The organism is Streptomyces wuyuanensis (assembly GCF_900103455.1).
Taxonomy (GTDB): domain Bacteria; phylum Actinomycetota; class Actinomycetes; order Streptomycetales; family Streptomycetaceae; genus Streptomyces; species Streptomyces wuyuanensis.
In genome coordinates, this window is record NZ_FNHI01000013.1 from 42,576 (window position 1) to 62,444 (window position 19,869).

General features: G+C 71.5%; 17 protein-coding genes and 1 tRNA gene. 6 read left to right on the top strand and 12 right to left on the bottom strand.

Annotated elements, in window-relative coordinates:
* Positions 1-106: 106 nt before the first annotated feature.
* Positions 107-178 (bottom strand) — tRNA-Val (locus BLT82_RS19810).
* A 458-nt stretch (positions 179-636) separates the two neighbouring features.
* Between BLT82_RS19810 and BLT82_RS19815 the strand changes: the two genes are divergently transcribed.
* The 3 genes from BLT82_RS19815 (at position 637) to BLT82_RS19825 (ending at position 3,191) form a co-directional block, all read left to right on the top strand.
* Complete coding sequence (locus tag BLT82_RS19815) at positions 637-2,007, top strand: hypothetical protein (protein WP_093656654.1); 1,371 nt, start codon at positions 637-639, stop codon at positions 2,005-2,007.
* A gap of 348 nt (positions 2,008-2,355) precedes the next feature.
* Positions 2,356-2,943 carry a DUF4383 domain-containing protein gene (locus BLT82_RS19820; RefSeq protein WP_093656656.1) on the top strand — a complete coding sequence of 196 codons (588 nt, stop codon included), beginning with the start codon at positions 2,356-2,358 and terminating at the stop codon, positions 2,941-2,943.
* Between the two features lie 29 nt (positions 2,944-2,972).
* On the top strand, positions 2,973-3,191 hold the full coding sequence (locus tag BLT82_RS19825) for an FmdB family zinc ribbon protein (protein WP_093656658.1): 219 nt from the start codon (positions 2,973-2,975) through the stop codon (positions 3,189-3,191).
* A gap of 18 nt (positions 3,192-3,209) precedes the next feature.
* Here BLT82_RS19825 and BLT82_RS19830 read toward each other — a convergent pair whose 3' ends face one another.
* Positions 3,210-3,863 (bottom strand): response regulator transcription factor, encoded by a 654-nt coding sequence (locus BLT82_RS19830; protein WP_167746045.1) that lies wholly within the window; start codon positions 3,861-3,863, stop codon positions 3,210-3,212.
* Positions 3,854-5,002: a sensor histidine kinase gene (locus BLT82_RS19835; RefSeq protein ID WP_093656660.1), complete on the bottom strand. Its 1,149-nt coding sequence runs from the start codon at positions 5,000-5,002 to the stop codon at positions 3,854-3,856. The genes BLT82_RS19830 and BLT82_RS19835 overlap by 10 nt, the downstream gene beginning before the upstream one ends.
* A gap of 357 nt (positions 5,003-5,359) precedes the next feature.
* On the opposite strand from BLT82_RS19835, the gene BLT82_RS19840 reads away from it, so the two are divergent.
* A complete protein-coding gene (locus BLT82_RS19840) occupies positions 5,360-6,022 on the top strand; it encodes a DedA family protein (protein WP_244292050.1) in 663 nt (220 codons plus the stop codon).
* Positions 6,023-6,221: 199 nt separating this feature from the next.
* Here BLT82_RS19840 and BLT82_RS19845 read toward each other — a convergent pair whose 3' ends face one another.
* From BLT82_RS19845 to BLT82_RS19855, 3 genes are read right to left on the bottom strand one after another with little or no spacing between them, the layout of a single operon-like run.
* A complete protein-coding gene (locus tag BLT82_RS19845) occupies positions 6,222-7,199 on the bottom strand; it encodes an HAD family hydrolase (protein WP_093656662.1) in 978 nt (325 codons plus the stop codon).
* Complete coding sequence (locus BLT82_RS19850; protein WP_093656664.1) at positions 7,196-9,727, bottom strand: phosphoribosyltransferase; 2,532 nt, start codon at positions 9,725-9,727, stop codon at positions 7,196-7,198. The genes BLT82_RS19845 and BLT82_RS19850 overlap by 4 nt, the downstream gene beginning before the upstream one ends.
* Positions 9,727-10,890 carry an HpcH/HpaI aldolase/citrate lyase family protein gene (locus tag BLT82_RS19855; RefSeq protein WP_093656666.1) on the bottom strand — a complete coding sequence of 388 codons (1,164 nt, stop codon included), beginning with the start codon at positions 10,888-10,890 and terminating at the stop codon, positions 9,727-9,729. The genes BLT82_RS19850 and BLT82_RS19855 overlap by 1 nt, the downstream gene beginning before the upstream one ends.
* A gap of 335 nt (positions 10,891-11,225) precedes the next feature.
* On the opposite strand from BLT82_RS19855, the gene BLT82_RS19860 reads away from it, so the two are divergent.
* Entirely contained in the window at positions 11,226-12,065 is an 840-nt protein-coding gene (locus tag BLT82_RS19860) for a TerD family protein (protein WP_093656668.1), read from the top strand.
* Positions 12,066-12,097: 32 nt separating this feature from the next.
* Here BLT82_RS19860 and BLT82_RS19865 read toward each other — a convergent pair whose 3' ends face one another.
* The 6 genes from BLT82_RS19865 to BLT82_RS19890 form a co-directional block, all read right to left on the bottom strand.
* Positions 12,098-12,835 carry a TerD family protein gene (locus BLT82_RS19865; protein ID WP_093656670.1) on the bottom strand — a complete coding sequence of 246 codons (738 nt, stop codon included), beginning with the start codon at positions 12,833-12,835 and terminating at the stop codon, positions 12,098-12,100.
* A 153-nt stretch (positions 12,836-12,988) separates the two neighbouring features.
* Positions 12,989-14,122 carry a DUF475 domain-containing protein gene (locus tag BLT82_RS19870; RefSeq protein WP_093656672.1) on the bottom strand — a complete coding sequence of 378 codons (1,134 nt, stop codon included), beginning with the start codon at positions 14,120-14,122 and terminating at the stop codon, positions 12,989-12,991.
* Between the two features lie 159 nt (positions 14,123-14,281).
* Complete coding sequence (locus tag BLT82_RS19875; protein WP_093656673.1) at positions 14,282-14,857, bottom strand: TerD family protein; 576 nt, start codon at positions 14,855-14,857, stop codon at positions 14,282-14,284.
* Between the two features lie 90 nt (positions 14,858-14,947).
* Positions 14,948-15,523, bottom strand: coding sequence for a TerD family protein (locus tag BLT82_RS19880; protein WP_093656957.1), 576 nt, complete (start codon positions 15,521-15,523; stop codon positions 14,948-14,950).
* Positions 15,524-15,656: 133 nt separating this feature from the next.
* Positions 15,657-16,115 carry a peroxiredoxin gene (locus BLT82_RS19885; RefSeq protein ID WP_093656675.1) on the bottom strand — a complete coding sequence of 153 codons (459 nt, stop codon included), beginning with the start codon at positions 16,113-16,115 and terminating at the stop codon, positions 15,657-15,659.
* Positions 16,116-16,283: 168 nt separating this feature from the next.
* The gene (locus BLT82_RS19890) at positions 16,284-16,712 is read right to left on the bottom strand and encodes a DUF3052 domain-containing protein (RefSeq protein ID WP_093656677.1); all 429 of its coding nucleotides are present in this window, start codon (positions 16,710-16,712) and stop codon (positions 16,284-16,286) included.
* Positions 16,713-17,051: 339 nt separating this feature from the next.
* Here BLT82_RS19890 and aceE point away from each other — a divergent pair, with 339 nt between their 5' ends.
* Entirely contained in the window at positions 17,052-19,799 is a 2,748-nt protein-coding gene (gene aceE, locus BLT82_RS19895) for a pyruvate dehydrogenase (acetyl-transferring), homodimeric type (RefSeq protein WP_093656679.1), read from the top strand.
* Positions 19,800-19,869: the final 70 nt, after the last annotated feature.

Genomic DNA, 19,869 nt, shown 5'->3' on the forward strand with positions numbered 1-19,869 from the left:
GCCGCCGTGGGGATGTGGCCCCGATGTGGCCCCGGGCGCGAGAACGGCCCCCCGTTCGATCTTGAACGAGGGGCCGAAACAGGCTCTCACCTGCTACTTAGCACCGTGGGCGCGGACGGTTTCGAACCGCCGACATCTGCTTTGTAAGAGCAGCGCTCTACCCCTGAGCTACGCACCCGAGAATGAGGCAACAGCCTACATGGACCCGGGGCGGGTGCCGCAAACCAGATCACATGGGGATCCTCCGTGGTGAGGGGCCCGAGGTTCGGCCGGGCGGGGCCGAGCGCCGCCATGGACGGCCGCGCCGGCTTGGGCCGCCGGGCAGGGTGACGGCGCCGTTCAGCCGCGCGGGCCAGGCGTCGGGGCGTCGCCGGGCCCGCCGCTCGGCTCGCAGTCGCGCCGCCCCGTCGCAGCGCGCCTTCCCGTGACCATTCGCGCGGTCGTCGCCGCCGGCCCCGCCGTCGCCGCACGCCTCGGCAGGCGTGCGCCCCGCGCCCGTGCACCGCTCGCCGACCGTGCCGTTCGCACGGGTCTCCGCAGGATCGTCGCGCGAAGCGCGAACTGACAGGCCCGTGTGTTCGTCCTTACCCAGTGGGAGAATGAACCGGCAGGGCGGACACGGCACGGGAGAGGGATGTGACGGCGACACACGCACGGCCGCGCGAAGGAGCGAAGGCGAGAGCGGGTGTCGTGCGGGATGCGGTCGCCCTGTTGCTGCTGCCGTTGCCGTTGGTGGTCGCCGCGTTGCCCGCCGCGTTCGCCGGAGGCGGGACGCGGCGGTGGTTCGGCGGCCGCGGTGAGAGCCAGCGGGCCGACGCCCAAGCCGCCAAGGACGCGGCGGCGGCGGCGTTCTACGAGCTGGACACCGCCCAGCGTGACCTGCGGATCTCCATCGAGACGATCACGGCCGTCGACAGTTCCCCGGGTGCCCGACGCGCGGTCGAGGAGTTCGCCGCGCTGGGACGGCGGATCGACGAGGTCAGCCACGCGTACATCACCGCCGTCGACGCCCACGACCTCGACCGGGACGACCTGGACCCGTCGGTGGCGGTGCGCGCGCGTACGGAGCTGACCGGCGCGAAGGACGAGCTGGTCCGGGTCAAGGGTGAGCTGGACCGGTTCGCCCGGAGCCTGGGGCCGCTCCTCGAGACGGCGGAGACCCAGCTGGCCCGGCTCGCTCCCGCGGTGGAGCGGGCCCGGCAGGCGCTGCTCGCCGCGAGCAACGGGCTCGACGCCGTGCGCGCCTCCGGTATGCGCGCGGACGACCTGGCCGCCCGGCTCGCCGCCCTGGCCCCCGAGCTGACCAGGCTCAACGAGGGCGCCGGCCGGCACGGTGTGCCCGAGACCCTTCAGCGCGCCGACCGGGTGGTGAGGGAGGCCGAGGCGATACGGGCCGAGGCAGAGCGGCTTCCCGAGCGGGCCGCCGAGATCGACAAGCGTCTGGTGTCGCTGCGTACCCGCGCCCAGGCCCTCACCACGCGCGCGGAGGGTGTCGAGCCCGTCCTCAGCGAGCTGCGCCGCCGTTTCACCGCCGCCTGCTGGCAGGACCTGCAGCCCGTGCCCGCCGAGGCGAACGAGAACGTGCGCCGAGCCGAGGAGAAGCTCAAGGAGGCCGCCAAGGCACGCGACGAGCAGCGCTGGCCCGATGCCACCGCCCTGCTCGGCACGGTCCGGGCCCTGCTGAACAGCACGGACGAGGCCGTCTCGGCCGCCGGGGACCGGCTGCGGCGTCTCGACGCCGTCGCCGAGGATCCGGAGCAGGAGATCCAGCGCACCCGGTTCGCCATCCGCGACGCCCAGCGCCTCGCCATGGCGGGCCGCAACACCCCCGATCCGCATCATGCCCGTCCGCTGGACGACTCCGTCGCCCGGCTCGATCGCGCGATCGCCGGACTCGAGGGGCGCCACCCTGACTACTGGCACTTCCTGACCGAGCTGGAAGCGGTACGGCAGGCCGTGGCCCGTGTCGTGGAGCAGATCCGCAGCGAGCGCGGCGCGACGGCCTGACCGAGCCGGGGTCCGCCCCGTCCTCGGGTGCGGTCCTCAGCGGTCCGCAGCGGCCACCGTCCGGCCCGGCGCGACGGAACGGGCCAGGGCCTGACGGCCGCAAAACGCCGCTCGCCCGACACCGTCGGGTGCGCGCTCCGGCCCGCGGCCACCGTTCCGCGCGTCTCGCCGATCGGCCCCGTTGCCCGCACCACACCCGACGCCCGCACCGGACCCCGCCAAGCGCCGCCCAACCCCGCCCCACCCCCGCGGCGCCGGGGACCGCCCCGCCGGTCCGGCGTCCCGTTTGTCCGTGTGCCGGAGCGGGCGGATCCTGTATTGAGGTACGCACGGCCAAAGGAGGCCGCAATGGCATCCCCGCACACGTCGCAGGCCACGCAGAACCCCAGCGGCATGCACGTCGCCCTGGACGAGCATCTGCCCGTCGACCACAAGCTGAACCAGGTCTACCGCTACGGCGCCGGGCTCATGGGCCTGATCCTGCTGGCCTTCGGGATCCTCGGGCTGACGCACAACATCGGCTTCTTCGACACGGGAAACGAGACCGTGGGCGGTCTCAACGTCAACGGCGCGCTGAGCGTGCTGTCCATCTGCGTCGGGCTGCTGCTGTTCGTCGGCATGGTCATCGGCGGGAACTTCGCCTCCACCCTCAACATGGTGCTCGGCGTCCTCTTCATCGTCAGCGGCTTCGTGAACCTCGGCCTGCTGGACACCGGCGCCAACTTCCTCAACTTCCGTATCCAGAACGTCCTCTTCAGCTTCGTCGTGGGCGTCATGCTGATGTGGTTCGGGATGTACGGGCGGGTGAGCAGCACGCTCCCCCACGACAACCCGTACTGGAAGGCCCGCCACCCCGACGAGGCGGCCACGGAGGAGCAGGCGCGTGCGGAGCGGACGCGTGCGCGCGGGCTGCCCGAGGCCGGCCGTCAGGGCTGACCGACCGGGCCAGCCCTTAGTCTGTCCCCATGCCCCGTTACGAGTACCGCTGCCGCACCTGCGACAACACCTTCGAGCTGAGCCGGCCCATGGCCGAGTCCTCCGCTCCCGCGTCGTGCCCCGCGGGGCACGACGACACCGTGAAACTGCTGTCGGCGGTCGCGGTCGGGGGTACGAGCACGGGGCCGGCCCCCGCGCCCTCCTCCGGCGGTGGCGGTGGCTGCTGCGGCGGAGGCTGCTGCGGCTGACGCACGCCGCGCGCGGGCTCAGGTGTCCAGGTAGCGCAGCACCGCCAGCACCCGCCGGCTGTACCCCGTCGCCGACTCCCCGGTCAGCCCCAGCTTGTCGAAGATCGCGTTGATGTGCTTCTCGACCGCGCTCAGCGACACGTGCAGGCGCGCCGCGATCGCCGCGTTGGTGTGCCCCTGCGCCATCTCGGCGAGCACCTGGCCCTCACGCCCGGTCAGCCGGGCCAGCGGGTCCGTGTGCGTGCTGCGCACGAGGAGGCGGCGGACGACCTCGGGGTCGAAGGCGGCCTGCCCGTCCCCCACCCGTTCCAGCGCGTCGAGGAACTCGTCGACCTGGGCGACCCGGTCCTTGAGCAGATAGCCGACGCCCGCCGTGTGGTCGCCGGTCAGCAGCTCGGTGGCGCAGCGCTTCTCCACGTACTGCGACAGCACCAGCACCCCCACGTCCGGGCAGGTGCGCCTGATCTCCAGCGCGGCCCGCAGGCCCTCGTCGGTGTGGGTGGGCGGCATACGGACGTCGGCGATCACGACGTCCGGCCGCTCGGCGGCGACGGCTGCCGGCAGCCGCTCGGCGTCTCCGAAGGCCGCGAGCACCTCGTGGCCTTCCTCGGCGAGCAGCCTCACGAGCCCTTCCCTGAGCAGGGTCGAGTCCTCGGCGAGTATCAGGCGCACGGCAGCTCCGCGGTGACGACGGTGGGACCACCGGGAGGGCTGTGGACCGCGAGCCGGCCGTCGAGGGCGGCGACCCGGCTCGCCAGCCCCGTGAGTCCGCCGCCCGACGGGTCGGCGCCGCCGCGGCCGTCGTCCTCGACCCGCAGTCGCAGCGGGCCGGCCGCGCCGTCGCGGCTGAGGCTGACGCCGATGCGGGTGGCGCCGGAGTGCTTCACGACATTGGTGACCGTCTCGGAGACGACGTAGTAGGCGACGGTCTCGACCGTTCTCGCGAGACCCGCTCCGTTCACCGCGTACTCCAGGGTGAGGGGCAGCGGGGTGCGTTCCGCAACGGTTTCCAGGGCCGCCCTGAGACCGGCCTCGTCGAGGACCGCCGGATGGATCCGCCAGGCCACGTCCCGGAGTTCGGCCACCGCACGGCGGCTCTCCTCGTGTGCCTGGCGCAGCAGTTCACCGGCGCGCTCCGGGTCGCGGCTGCGGCGTGCGCGGCCCAGCAGCATGCCGAGGGCGACGAGCCGCTGCTGGACGCCGTCGTGCAGATCGCGTTCGATGCGGCGGCGTTCGTCGTCGACGGCGGAGAGGACACCGGCCCTGGTGGTCGCGAGCTGCGCGATCCGCCGCTCCAGCCGGTCCTGCGGGCTCGGTCCGAGGAAGTGCCGCGCCAGTTGGCCCTCGAGGAGCGCCACGCCGAAGATCCCCTGAGCGGCGAGGAAGAGGAGCAGGAACCCGGCCAGGCTGGTCACGGCCACCAGTCCGAGGTACTTGATGTCGGTGACCAGCCAGCCCCAGAAGACGAAGCTGCCGTAGGCCAGTCCGATGGCGGCGCAGCCGAGCACCACGCCGCCGAGCAGGCCGAGGGGGCAGCGTGCGGCCAGGTAACGCGTCCCCTGTCCGTTCCCGTGCGCGGGCGGGACCGGCACGGCGAGGAACCGGGCGAGCCGCCGGCGCTCCATCGCCGTCAGGCGACCGCCCGCCGCGCCTGCCCGGCGCAGTGCCGCCCGCCGCCCGCGCGGCCAGGCGAGCACCGGGAGGAGGGCCAGGCCGGCGAGGACGAAGAAGAGCAGTTCGGCGACGGCGGTGGCGGCGCCGAGAGCGAGTCCGACCGCGTACCACGCCCCCCGTACGGCGATGTCCTTCATCCCGCCGGGCCCCTGGTCACCCGCTTCTCCCCGGTCCCCGGCCCCCTGGTCACCTGCTTCTCCCCGGTCCCCCGGCCGCTCGTCCCTCATCGCCCCACGGTCCCCCGGCCCCTCGCTTCCCACGGCTCCCCGCCCTTCCCCGCCCCTGCGTCTGGCCGGTCCCGTCCTCCGTCCTCGCTCATCGCGGCCCCGCGGGGCGCTGCGTCCGGTCGGCCCGGCCTCGTGACCGGTCACGCTAACGGGCCGTCACTCCCCCGCGCACTGCGGAAAACCGCAGTTCTGCCCGCCGGATCTCCACAGGACGATGTGCGGTCGCCTTCAGGGTCCCTTCAGGTCCGCTCTCCTAGCGTGGCGGCCATGGACCCGATGATCGTGCGCGCCGCCGCGGACCCGATGCCCGACGGCGGCGCACCGGGCTGGATCAACAGCCTCATGGACACTCTGGGCGCGCCCGGTGCGGGCATCGCCGTGGCCTTGGAGAACCTCTTCCCGCCGATACCCAGCGAGGTGATCCTGCCGCTGGCGGGGTTCGCCTCGGCGACCGGACGGATGGACCTGTTCGCCGCGCTGCTGTGGACGACGCTCGGCTCCGTCGTGGGCGCGCTCGCGCTGTACGGGGTCGGGGCGATGCTCGGCCGGGACCGTACGGTGGCGATCGCGGCCCGGCTGCCCCTGGTGAAGGTGACGGACATCGAACGGACCGAGGCGTGGTTCGCCCGCCACGGCACGAAGGCCGTGTTCTTCGGCCGGATGATCCCGGTCTTCCGCAGTCTGATCTCGGTACCGGCGGGCATCGAACGCATGCCGCTGCCCGTGTTCCTGACGCTGACGACGCTCGGCAGCGCGCTGTGGAACACGGCGTTCGTCCTCGCCGGGTACGCGCTCGGCGACAACTGGACGCAGGTGTCGGGGTACGTCGACGCCTATTCGAAGGTGGTGCTGGTCGCCGCGCTGGGCGCGGCGGTGCTGTTCGTGGCGGTACGGCTGCTGCGGCCGGGGAAGGGCGCGCGCCGCGCCTGACCCTCCCCGGGCGTACGTCCGGGCCGGCGGAAGGCCACGCGCGCCGCCCCGGCGGGTGCCGGTCCGCGCCCGTACCCCTGTGACCCGGCCCGGTCGCCGGTCCGCGCCCGTACCCCTGTGACCCGGCCCGTGCCTCCGAACCGGCCCGGTCGCCGGTCCGTGCCCGCGGCCGCGTACCGGGGCGCCGCCGCCGGCCCGTCTACAGTGCGGCCGGCGTCTCCGCCGCACCGGGTGCCGGCACCGTCGGCCGGGCCGTCCCGTCGGCGGCGGGCGCGGCGACGCCCGTCGTGCCCGCGGCGGCGCCGGCCGCGGGCGCTTCCGCCCGGAACTCCGCCCGTACCTCTACCGGTTCGGCGTCAGCGTCCCCGACCGCGCGCGTGACCGTCGCGGTGAAACGGCGCAGGATCTCCTCACCCGCCCCGACCCCCCGCTCTGCGAGCGCCGTCACATGGCGCGGCGCCCAGCCGGTGTCGGCGAGTTCACCGTGGCCCGGGCGCCAGGCGTGGTCCGCGGCCAGCAGGAGATCGGCGTCGAGGAGGGAGTCGCCCGCCGCGAGGACGCGTTCGGCCCCGGTGCGGCGCGCGAGTTCGCGGACCGCCGCGCTCTTGGTGAGCGGCTTCGGCACGGCGTAGATCTTGCGGCCCTGCAGTGAGACCGTCCAGCCCTTCGTCTCCGCCCAGGCCGACAGCTCCGCGGTCCAGCCGTCCGGTAGCAGCGAGCGCTCCACGACGAGATAGGCGAAGAGGTCCTCGGCGACCCGCTCCTTGAGCAGCCACGCCGGGTCCGCCGCCGCGAGCAGATGGGCGCGGACCTCGGCGAGCGAGGCGCACTCGTCCGCGAGCCTGGCGCCGACCGCGCGCTGCCAGTCGCGGTCGGACTCGCCGTCGACCAGCAGATGGCCGCCGTTCGCGCAGATCGCGTAGCGGGGAGCGGGGCCGGGGAGCCGGATCCGGCCGTACTGCTCGCGGGTGCGGGTGGTGGTCGGTACGAACACGGCGTGGTCCGCGAGTTCGGTGAGCAGTACGGCGGCGGCCTCCGTCATGTACGACAGCGGCTTGCGCTCGTACACCTCGACGCACAGCAGCCGGGGCGCCAAGGCGTCGGGGACGGTCAGCTGCAGCGCGGCCGCCGAGTAGATGAGCGTCCGGTCGAGGTCGCTGGTGATCAGGGAGGTCACTGGGCCGCCACCGCCTTTCCGTCGGCTCCGGTCGCACCGCGGGTGAAGCGGGGGTGGATCAGGCCGACGCAGCTGTAGGGCAGGTCGTCGGCCTCTTCGACGGGCACGCCGCGCTGTTCGGCGAGCATGCGTACGTGGTCCAGGTCGGCGCCCGCGCCGCGCTTGGCGAGGATCTTCCAGGGGACGCGGCGCAGCAGTACCCGGGTGGTCTCGCCGACGCCGGGCTTGACGAGGTTGACGTCGTGGATGCCGTACTCCTCGCTGATCCGCTCCACCGCCGCCCAGCCCGCCCAGGTGGGGGCGCGGTCCGCGGACAGCAGTTCCTTGACGTCGGCGTCGACGGCGTCGGTCACCTCGTCGAAACGTGCCTCGACGGTGTCGAGGAAGTGGCCGGACACATCGGCCGCGGCCAGCTCGCGGTAGTACTTCGCGCCGTGGAAGTCGTGCGGCCCGACCAGGTCGGTGCGCAGGACCGTGCGCGAGATCAACCCGGACACCGTGGAGTTGAGGCAGGCGGAGGGGATGAGGAAGTCCTCGCGGGTGCCGTACGTCCGAACGCAGCCACCGGGGTCTGCGAGCACCGCGATCTCCGGGACGAAGCCGTCGAACTCGCCGAGCGCGGCGGCCAGTTCACGGGTGATGGCGCCCTTTCCGGTCCAGCCGTCGACGAACACCACGTCGGCCGGGTCGTGGTGGGCGGCGAGCCAGCGCAGTGCGTTGGCGTCGATGCCGCGGCCGCGGACGATCGAGACCGCGTAGTGCGGCAGGTCCAGGCCGTGGCGGTGGCGGGCCCAGCGGCGCATCAGCACCCCGACCGGTGTACCGGCGCGGGCCAGCGAGACGAGGACGGGGCGGCGCTCGTGCGGAGGCGTCCCGGGACGGCGCTGGGGGAGTTCGGCGAGGACGGTGTCGGTGACGGCGCCGACGGCGCGGGCGATCCGGGCGGCGGAGGTTTCCAGGGCCGCGTGGAACAGCTCCTGGTAGGCGTCGCTTGGCTGGTACTCGACGGGCAGCGATTCGGCGTAGTGCGCGCCACCGCTCTGTATCGCCTCTTCGCGCTCCTCGGTGGGCGCCTCGAGTTCGACGTCCGAGAGGTCCTGGAGCAGCCAGCCGACCTCGTCGGGCGCGTAGGAGGAGAACTCGGGTCCGCGGAGCGGCTCGGGCAGCATGGGTTCCCTCTCGGGAGCGGGGAGGTGACTGGGGACGACGGCGAGCACGACGTGCGGTATGTGCGCGGCGAGCTGGGCGAGCAGTCCGTCCGGGGCGTGCAGGGCGGCCGTGTCGGCGGCCGAGTCGACGACGGCGACGACCGCGTCGAAGCCTCCGTCGGCGACGTTGTAGGCGTACCGCTCGCCCGGGCCGTCGGCCGGTTCGTCGTGGGCGGGGAACACCAGCCGGGTCCGTATCGCGTAGCCGGGGTCGTCGACGGCGAGCACGGGCGAGCGTGTGGTCGTCGAGTAGCGCACCTCGAGCGCGGCGCCGCTCCGCTCCAGTTCGAGCGCGAGCCGCAGCGGCGCGTACATCAGCTCCTCGAAGCCGAGTACGAGGACCCGCGGGGAGCGGTCCGTCTCCGGCGGCGCGGCGGCCCCGGCCGTACGCGGCCGGGCTCCCCCGGGCTCCGCCGGGCCGAGGCCGCCCAGGGCCTCGGCGAGGCGCTGCGCCATCGCGGGCAGGGCCGCCTCCAGCTCGGCACGGTGGGCGGGCGTGAAGCCGTGCCGGCCGCCGTCGGGGACGTGTGCGGGCCAGTCCAGGTCCACGCGCACGACACGAGCGGCGCCCGGGCCGCCGGGTGCGGGAGCGGCGGCTGCGGCCTCATGGGCCGCGACCAGGGCCTGGCCCTTCGCGAGGACGCCCTCCGGGAGGCGGACCGTGCCGCCCGCGTGCGCCACCAGGTCGATGCGGGCGTCTATCTCCTGGGCGAAGTCGTCCAGCCGGCCCAGGTCCTCCGCCGAGCGCATGTCGACGAGGGCGACGATCACGTACCGGCCGCGCGGATGGCGGGCGTGGAGGTCTCGGATGGTGTTCAGGACGGTGTTGCCGGTGGAGAACTCGTCGTCGACGAGGACCAGCGGCCCCTCGCCTGCCAGCAGCTTCGGGTCCTCGGGCAGCAGCAGGTGCGAGGTGGCGTGGGAGTGGGACTCCTCGAAACCGCCGGCCCTGCCCACGCCGTCCACGGGGCGGCGCGTGGAGTGCAGGTACGGCGCGAGGGCCAGTCCGTCGGCGACCGAGTGGCCGAGGCCCGTCGCCGTCTCCGCGTATCCGAGGACGACGGCACGCCCGGCCTCCTCGCGCCCCAGCAGCCCCCGGACGCGCAGGCCGAGCTCGTACCCGTGGCCGTACACGACGGAGGGCTTCTGCGGCACGTGCTTGCCGAGCACGTGCGACACCAGCAGGTGCGCGCGTTTCGGATTGCGCCGCAGAGCCAGGCCGAGCAGCTCCTTCAGCCCGTCGTCGCCGACGAGCTCCACGCCCAGTCGCTGGGAGACCCAGCTGCCCGACCACTCCACTGCTTCGTCTTCCTCCTTCATCAGCCTGCCAGACCCGCGGTCAGCAGCTCCACGAAGCCGACGTCCTCCCGGGCGACGCCGAAGGCCTCGGCGCGCCGGAGAGTGCGCTCCGCCCAGGCGCGGTGCGGCTTCACCTCGTTCATTTTGTTCGTGTAGGCCGAACGCATCACTCCGCCGCCTCCCCGCTCCGGGCGAAGGACGTCCTGCGCGTCGCTGAACTCCTCGTGACTGACCACCGACAGAGCGTGGACTGGCAGCACGTGGGAGGGGTGGATGCAGGTCTTGCCGAGGAGCCCGTTGGCCCGGTCCAGCTCGATCTCCCGGAGCAGTCCGTCGAGGTCGTGCTCGATCAGTGCCGTGCGCAGTTCCTCGGCCCGCACCTCCATGAAGGGGCTGCGGCGCAGCTGCGGCTTGAACATGCGCTCCTGGAGGCGGAAGTACTCCCAGACCGGGCCGGTGATGGTGAAGCCGGTGCCGTCGGAGCGGCCCAGGACGTTGACGACGTCCGCGATGACGTTGGCGACGATCTGGACGTCGTACGCGGTCATGTCGGGCGGGCGGCGCAGCCCGTAGGCGGAGCAGAAGTCGGTGACACCGAGGCGGAGGGCGAGGATCCGGTCCCGGTGGCGGCCGACGGAGCGGGCGATACCGGTCAGGGTCTCGTACCGGGTCTCCAGGTGGAGGAGCTCGGGCGATTCGAGCACCGGCATCACGTAGAGCGTGCGGCCGATCACGGATTCGGCGGCGGAGACGGCCTCCAGGAAGGGGCCGCCGCGCTCCTCGGTGAATTTGGGAAGTACAAAACCGGACAGCAATCGGCTCGAGGGGCCGAGACGCCGGACCAGGTCCTCGATCTGGCCGGGCTCGCGCACCCGCACGAACAGCAGCGGCGGCTCGGCCCCGCGCACGTCAAGGTCGGCGAACTGGCGGACGAGGTTGTCCTCGGCGGCGGAGACATCGGCGTCGTCGATGGAATCCTCCAGGCAGAGGACCATGGAGACCACTCCGCGCGCGGCCTGCTTCAGCACGTCGTCCGCGAGGGCGGGCCGGGTCGCCGGGCTGTAGAGCGTGGCGCCGAGCGCCACGGAGAGCATGCCTGCGGGAGAGCCGGCGTCGAACTCGGCCGGCTCCTGATGGAACAGCTCCTTCCGGGCAGTGGCCGGGATATGCCCGAAATGACGCATGTGAGTCCCCCGTACTGCCTGTGCGGCCCTGTGGTTTGGGTGGCCGGTAATAGTACGTAGGGACAAGTGTCGCGAGTTCCCCGGCCATATGAAATCCAGGTAACTCGTGCACTTCGGTCCCCGACTCAGACTGCCCCCTGCCGGCGGGCGACATGCCCGGCAGGGTCCTCGATGTCCGTACGGCCGTACGAGGCGCCACGGGCCCGGGGGAACCGGCGCGGGACGGCAGCGGGGCGGTGCCGCGCGGGTACGAGCGGGCCGCCCGACCGCGTACGGGCACCCGGGAGCCAACCCCGCGTTGTCCGTACGGGGCGCGGGAGGGCAGGATGACGGGCATGACGCACGCGATGCCGAAGGGCTCCAACGTTCCGCTGGGAGCGACCTCGATCCGGGCAGTGCTGCGCTGGACACCCGGCGCCGGCGTCCCGGACGTGGACGCCTCCGCCCTGCTGCTGGGCACCGACGGCCGTGTGCGCGCCGACGAGGACTTCGTCTTCTACAACCAGCCCAGGCACCCCTCCGGGTTCGTGCGGCTGCTGCCCAAGAAGCGCACCGCCGAGGGGCTGACCGACACGGTCCAGGCGGACGTCGGCTCGCTCGACGCCTCCGTGGACCAGGTGGTGCTCGCGGCGTCGTCCGACGGGGGCACGTTCTCCGGGGTCCCGGACCTGCGGATCATGCTGTACGACGCCGCGGTGCCCGACGGAGAGCCGCTGGCCGTGTTCGACGTCCGGGCCGAGACGGGCGAGGAGACCGCGGTCATCTGCGGCGAGCTGTACCGGCGCGGCGAGGGCTGGAAGTTCCGCGCGGTGGGGCAGGGCTATCCGACCGGGCTGATCGGTCTGGCCACGGCCTTCGGCATCTCGGTGGACGACAGTGAGCCGTCGGCCGCGACCGCCGGGCCCGCGCCGCAGGCACAGCCCGAGGCGCAGCCACAGCCGCAGGCCGAGCCGTCGTACGGCTACCCCCAGCCCGCGTCCCCTGCGGCGCAGCCCGCCTACGGCTACCCCCAGCCGGCCTCCCCCACGACGCAGCCCGCCTACGGCTACCCGCAGCCGGCCTCTCCGGTGACGCAGCCCGCCTACGGCTACCCCCAGCCGGCAGCCGCGGCCGGTCCCGCGCCGGACCCCGACTTCCGGCTGCCTCCGATGGGGCCCCAGTTCATCCGGCACTGAAGCGTGGGGCGGAAGGGGCCTGCGGCAGCGGCTCAGGCCTTGGTCTTGTAGCCGCGGCCCCATTGCAGGCCCCAGCCGTACAGCCGGTCCAGCTCGGCCTGGAAGCCGTAGACGAACTTCACCTCGCGGCGCACGATCAGCTCGCCCTTGACGTTCTCGACCATGAACACGGCACACGAGCGGGCCTGCGGGGCGCGCTCGTCCAGTTCGATCTCCACGCGCGGCCCGTTGCTGGGGTAGAGCGTCACCTTGGCGTGCGTGCGGTCGAAGGCGGGCGTCCGGTCGTAGATGTAGACGAAGAACAGCAGGCGCCTGATCGAGTCCCGGTGGTCCAGGTTGACGAACAGCGTCTCCCCGGACGGCGCGCCGAACCGGTCGTCACCGCTGAGGCGGACGTACGGCGGCTCGTTCAGGCTGCCGAAGAAGCTGCCGAGCGGCTGCACCACACCCTTGCTGCCGTCCGTCATCTCGTACAGGCAGCCGAGGTCGAGGTCCACGTTGACGACGCCCTGGGTGTGCGCCTGCACCACCTCGGGCCGGAAGAGCTTCGACGGATTGCGCAGCAGCCGCCCGCTCTGCCGGGACCGGCCCTCGATGTCGGAGGTCCGCATCCGCCAGGAGAGGTTGACCCGGAGGTTGCCCGTGGCGGCGCTCTGCTTGGAGAGCGAGACCTGCGGTCGCCGCTTGGTCAGCTGGATGGAGTTGGTCGAGGCGCTGCCCGAGTCGAACTGCGCTGCCCTGCCGCGCCACAAACCATCCCAGAACGCCATGTCCCACCCCTGACTGCGCCGGCCCTCTCCCGGGGCCGGTCCGGATACACCGCGCGGCCCCGTGACCCGGGGGCCCGGCAGCCGCGCGGGGCGGCCCGGAGACCATATGCCTCCCGGCCGCCCCGCTGAGAGCGTTCCTCAAAGCCCGCGGTGTCACACTTCCTTTGCCGCGAGTGCCTCTTCCTTCTCCTCGTGCGCCTTCAGGCGCTGGTTGCGCCGCACGGAGGACCAGAAGGACCAGGCGATCAGGGCCACGCCGATCAGGCCGGTGACGACCTCGGGGACCTCGTACTGGATGGTGATCAGCAGGATCACGGCCAGCGCGCCGATCGCGTAGTGGGCGCCGTGCTCCAGGTAGACGTAGTCGTCGAGGGTGCCCTGGCGGACCAGGTAGACGGTGAGGGACCGGACGTACATGGCGCCGATGCCGAGGCCGAGCGCGATGACCACCGGGTCGTTGCTGACCGCGAAGGCGCCGATGACGCCGTCGAAGGAGAAGGAGGCGTCGAGCACCTCGAGGTACATGAACATGAAGAACGCGGCCTTGCCGACGAGCTTGGCGGCCGAGACGGGCTTGCCGGCCCGCTTGGCCTCCTCCTCGGCCTCGTGCTCGCGCTCCTCCTCCTCTTCGAGCTTTTCCTCGAAGAAGCCGGAGAGACCGCCCACGACCATGTACGTGACGAGGCCGGCGACACCGGCGAGCAGCACCGTGGACGACTTGTCGACGTGCACTCCGCCGTACTGGTGGGCGTGGACGGCGAAGGTCGTCGCGGTGATCAGCAGGATGATCAGCGCGACACAGGCCGCCAGCATGTCGATCTTGCCCAGCTTGGCCAGGGGCCGCTCCAGCCAGGCGAGCCACTTGATCTCCCGGTCCTCGAAGATGAAGTCGAGGAAGATCATGAGCAGGAACATGCCGCCGAAGGCCGCGATGGCGGGGTGGGCGTCGGTGACCAGTTCCTCGTAGCGGGCGTGGTCGTTCAGGGCGAGGTCGACCGCCTCGATGGGGCCGAGTTGCGCCGTGACCGAGACGATCACGACGGGGAACACCAGCCGCATGCCGAAGACGGCGATCAGGATGCCGATGGTGAGGAAGATCTTCTGCCAGAACTCGCTCATCTTCTTCAGCACGCCGGCGTTGACCACCGCGTTGTCGAAGGAGAGCGAGACCTCCAGAATGGACAGGATCGCGACGAGCCCGAAAGCCGTCCATCCCCCGTAGAACACCGCAGCGACCAGGCCGAGCGCAGTGACTGCGAACGACCAGCCGAAGGTTTTCAGTACCACTGGCTACCCAATCGTTGTGTACGGAGCTCCCCCGCCGAGAGCGGGATTCCCCCCGCGCCGCACGCGGCTTCCGCTGCATTATCCCCGGGGGCGGGCCCCGGTCCCCGACAGGGGCCCAGGACCTCCGGCCCCCGCTTTTAACCAAGCCGGAGCAGTGCTTTAGGAAACGTTGACCCCGAAGTCTAGAGCGATGCCCCGGAGCCCCGACGCGTACCCCTGACCCACCGCCCGGAACTTCCATTCGCCCCCGTACCGGTACAGCTCGCCGAAGATCATCGCCGTTTCGGTGGAGGCGTCCTCGCTCAGGTCGTACCGGGCGAGCTCCTGCCCGTCGGCCTGGTTGACCACGCGGATGAAGGCGTTGCCGACCTGGCCGAACGTCTGGCCGCGATTGTCCGCCTCGTGGATCGAGACCGGGAAGATGATCTTGTCGCAGTGCGGCGGCACCTTGGTGAGGTCGACGATCAGGGATTCGTCGTCCCCGTCACCCTCACCCGTGAGGTTGTCGCCGGTGTGCGTGACCGAACCCTCCGGGCTGGTCAGGTTGTTGTAGAAGATGAAGAAGTCGTCCCCCAGCACCCGGCCCGACTGGCAGAGCAGTGCGCTGGCGTCGAGGTCGAACGGCGCTCCGGTGGTGGAGCGTGCGTCCCAGCCGAGCCCGATGAGGACCTGGGTGAGGTTGGGTGCGGCCTTGGAGAGGGAGACATTGCCTCCCTTGGCGAGCGTGACGCCCATGTCGGTGTCCTCCCCTGAACGTACGGAACTGCAGGCGCGTCCGGCGCCGCACGGGTGTGTGCGGCGCCGGACACTTCAGGTGATGTCGGCTCAGACGTTGACGCCGAAGTCCTGCGCGATGCCGCGCAGGCCGGAGGCGTAGCCCTGGCCGATGGCACGGAACTTCCACTCCGCGCCGTTGCGGTACAGCTCACCGAAGACCATGGCGGTCTCGGTCGAGGCATCCTCGCTCAGGTCGTACCGGGCGAGCTCCTCGCCGTTGGCCTGGTTCACCACGCGGATGAACGCGTTGCGGACCTGGCCGAAGGACTGCTGACGGGTCTCGGCGTCGTAGATCGACACCGGGAAAACGATCTTCTGGACGTCGGCGGGGACCCCGGCCAGGTTGACCTTGATCTGCTCGTCGTCGCCCTCGCCCTCACCGGTGAGGTTGTCACCGGTGTGCTCCACCGAGCCGTCGGGGCTCTTCAGGTTGTTGAAGAACACGAAGTTGCCGTCGGCCGCAACCTTGCCCTCGGCGTTCGCCAGCAGCGCGCTGGCGTCGAGGTCGAAGTCGGTGCCGGTGGTGGTACGGACGTCCCAGCCCAGACCGACGGTGACCGCGGTCAGGTTGGGGGCGGCCTTGGTCAGCGAGACGTTGCCGCCCTTGCTGAGGCTGACTCCCACGAGTCCTCCCATGTGGTTTCAGGGGCAGCGCCCCCGTCGTGCGTTGGCATTCGGATCAACGACTGGATCCTAGTGACCGGTTCCCGGGCGAAACAGATAGTTGGCCCGAAGGATCACAGGGTGTCGATCGCCGTCACAGGGTGTCCAGTGCCTTGACGTAGTCGTTCAGGTCGCGTGCGTCGGGCAGGCCGTTGACGACGGTCCAGCGCACCACGCCCTCCTTGTCGATGATGAAGGTGCCGCGCACCGCGCAGCCCTTGTCCTCGTCGAACACTCCGTACGCCCGCGAGGTCTCGCCGTGCGGCCAGAAGTCCGACAGCAGCGGGTACTCGAGGCTCTCCTGCTCGGCGAAGACGCGCAGGGTGTGGATGGAGTCGTTGGAGACGGCGAGCAGCTGGGTGTCGTCGTTGACGAACCTCGGCAGCTCGTCGCGGAGCGCGCAGAGCTCGCCCGTGCACACCCCGGTGAAGGCGAAGGGGTAGAAGAGCAGCACCACGTTCTTCTCGCCGCGGAAATCGGCCAGCTTCACGGTCCGCCCGTGGTTGTCCTTCAGCTCGAAGTCCGGGGCCTTGGTGCCGACCTCGATCGCCATGACTGCCGCATCCCTTCGTTGGCCGCTCCGGCACCGGAGCGGCCGACGCGGCCGTGGGCCGCCGCCGCGGCTCCGGGCCGCTGTGATGCCGCCCAGCCTACGCACAGGGACGCACGCACAGGGCCCCCGCCGGCGATCAGCCGGCAGGGGCCCCGGGTCAGCTGTGGATCAGCGCTTGGCCTTGGGCGTGACCAGCCTGCTGCCGGTCCAGTCCTTGCCCGCGTTGATGCTCTTGGTCTGCGAGAGGCCCGCCGTCTGGGCGGCCTCGTTGATGTCACTGGGCTCGACGTAACCGTCACGGCCGGTCTTCGGCGTCAGCAGCCAGACCACTCCGCCGTCGTCGACCAGACCGATGGCGTCCACGAGCGCGTCCGTAAGGTCGCCGTCCTCGTCGCGGAACCACAGCAGGACGACGTCCGCGACGTCGTCGTAGTCCTCGTCGACGAGTTCCTGGCCGATTGCGGCTTCGATGCCCTCACGGAGCTCGTGCTCGACGTCGTCGTCGTAGCCGATCTCCTGGACCACCTGTCCGGGCTCGAACCCCAGCCTCGCCGCCGGGTTGGTCCGCTCCTCCGCGTGGTCCGCGGTCGCGCTCACGGCTTGCCTCCTGATCTTGTTTCGGAAAATGCTTCAGCCGCGCGCGTACGCGAGGCATTGGCCGTAGTCCACACGGGCGGGACGGATCGCGCAAGTACCCGGCCGCCGAGACCGCCGAAACGGTGACGTTTACGGCCGTGTCGCCCCAACTCCGGGGACGGGCTTCCGTCCGCCCTGGTGAGTCGCGCTCACCCCTTCGCACCCTTTGTACGCTTCCGCGCCCACGGTTCGCCAATCGGGGCCGGTTGGTTACCGTTCGGTAGAGATGACGTTTTGCTCCCCGGGGGTACACGATGGGGAGCGCGTAACGACATACCAACCGACCAGCGAAGGAACAGCGTGGCTTCCGGATCAGATCGCAACCCGATCATCATTGGCGGCCTTCCGAGCCAGGTCCCGGACTTCGATCCGGAGGAGACCCAGGAGTGGCTCGACTCGCTCGACGCCGCCGTCGACGAGCGCGGCCGCGAGCGGGCCCGCTACCTCATGCTGCGACTGATCGAGCGGGCCCGCGAGAAGCGCGTGGCCGTGCCCGAGATGCGCAGCACGGACTACGTGAACACCATCGCGACCAAGGACGAGCCGTTCTTCCCCGGCAACGAGGAGATCGAGCGCAGGATCCTGAACGCCACCCGCTGGAACGCCGCGGTGATGGTGTCCCGCGCCCAGCGCCCCGGGATCGGCGTCGGCGGCCACATCGCCACCTTCGCGTCCTCCGCCTCCCTCTACGACGTGGGCTTCAACCACTTCTTCCGCGGCAAGGACGAGGGCGACGGCGGCGACCAGATCTTCTTCCAGGGCCACGCCTCGCCCGGCGTCTACGCCCGCGCGTTCCTGCTGGACCGACTGAACGAGACCCAGCTCGACGCCTTCCGCCAGGAGAAGTCGAAGTTCCCGAACGGCCTGTCGTCCTATCCGCACCCGCGGCTGATGCCGGACTTCTGGGAGTTCCCGACCGTCTCGATGGGCCTCGGCCCGATCGGCGCGATCTACCAGGCGCGGATGAACCGCTACATGGAGGCGCGCGGCATCGCCGACACCTCCCGCTCGCACGTGTGGGCCTTCCTCGGCGACGGCGAGATGGACGAGCCGGAGTCGCTCGGCCAGCTGTCGATCGCCGCCCGTGAGGGCCTGGACAACCTGACGTTCGTGGTCAACTGCAATCTGCAGCGGCTCGACGGCCCGGTGCGCGGCAACGGCAAGATCATCCAGGAACTGGAGTCGATCTTCCGCGGCGCCGGCTGGAACGTGATCAAGCTGATCTGGGACCGCACCTGGGACCCGCTGCTCGCCCGGGACCGCGACGGCCTCCTGGTCAACAAGCTGAACACGACGCCGGACGGCCAGTTCCAGACGTACGCGACGGAGACCGGTGACTACATCCGCCGGCACTTCTTCGGCGACGACCAGCGGCTGCGCGCCATGGTCGAGAACATGACCGACGACCAGATCCTCCACCTCGGCCGCGGCGGCCACGACCACCGGAAGATCTTCGCGGCCTACTCCGCGGCCCGCGCCCACAAGGGCCAGCCGACCGTGATCCTGGCCCAGACGGTCAAGGGCTGGACGCTTGGCCCGAACTTCGAGGGCCGCAACGCGACCCACCAGATGAAGAAGCTGACGGTCGACGACCTCAAGGGCTTCCGCGACCGGCTGCACCTCCCGATCAGCGACGCACAGCTGGAGTCCGGCCTGCCGCCGTACTACCACCCGGGCCGCGACTCGGAGGAGATCCAGTACATGCACGACCGCCGCAAGGGCCTGGGCGGGTACGTCCCGACCCGCGTCGTGCGGTCGCAGCCGCTGGCCCTGCCGGACGACAAGACGTACGCGGCCGTGAAGAAGGGCTCCGGCCAGCAGTCGATCGCCACCACCATGGCGTTCGTACGACTGCTGAAGGACCTCATGCGGGACAAGGAGATCGGCAAGCGGTTCGTGCTGATCGCGCCGGACGAGTACCGCACGTTCGGCATGGACTCGTTCTTCCCGAGCGCGAAGATCTACAACCCGCTCGGCCAGCAGTACGAGGCCGTGGACCGTGAGCTGCTCCTCGCGTACAAGGAGTCGCCGACCGGGCAGATGCTGCACGACGGCATCTCGGAGGCGGGCTGCACCGCCTCGCTGATCGCGGCCGGCTCGGCCTACGCCACCCACGGCGAACCGCTGATCCCGGTCTACGTCTTCTACTCGATGTTCGGTTTCCAGCGGACCGGTGACCAGTTCTGGCAGATGGCCGACCAGCTCTCGCGCGGGTTCGTACTCGGCGCGACCGCCGGGCGCACGACCCTGACCGGTGAAGGTCTGCAGCACGCGGACGGCCACTCCCAGCTACTGGCCTCCACGAACCCGGCCTGTGTCGCGTACGACCCGGCGTTCGGCTTCGAGATCGCGCACATCGTCAAGGACGGTCTGCGCCGGATGTACGGCGGCGACGCCGAGCACCCGCACGGCGAGGACGTCTTCTACTACCTGACCGTCTACAACGAGCCCATCCAGCACCCGGCCGAGCCCGAGAACGTCGACGTGGAGGGCATCCTCAAGGGCATCCACCGCTTCAAGGAGGGCGAGGCGGGCCAGATCCCGGCGCAGATCATGGCGTCCGGTGTGGCCGTGCCGTGGGCCCTGGAGGCGCAGCGGATCCTCGCCGAGGAGTGGAACGTCAGGGCCGGGGTCTGGTCGGCGACCTCCTGGAACGAGCTGCGCCGCGAGGCCGTGGCGACGGAGGAGTACAACCTGCTCCACCCCGAGGAGGAGCAGCGCGTCCCGTACGTGACGCGGAAGCTCGGCGGCGCCGAGGGCCCGTTCGTGGCCGTGTCCGACTGGATGCGTTCCGTACCGGACCAGATCGCCCGCTGGGTGCCCGGCCGCTACACCTCGCTGGGGGCGGACGGATTCGGCTTCGCGGACACCCGGGGTGCGGCCCGCCGGTACTTCCACATCGACGCCCAGTCGATCGTGCTGGCGGTCCTCACCGAGCTGGCCCAGGAGGGCAAGGTCGACCGCTCGGTGCTGAAGCAGGCCGTGGACCGCTACCAGCTGCTGGACGTGGCGGCGGCCGACCCGGGTGCCGCCGGCGGCGACGCGTAGGTGTGCCGGGGACGGACCCGCGCGGGCGTCCCCGTGCCCGGACGGACACGCGTGGGCGGGTGCGGGGGGA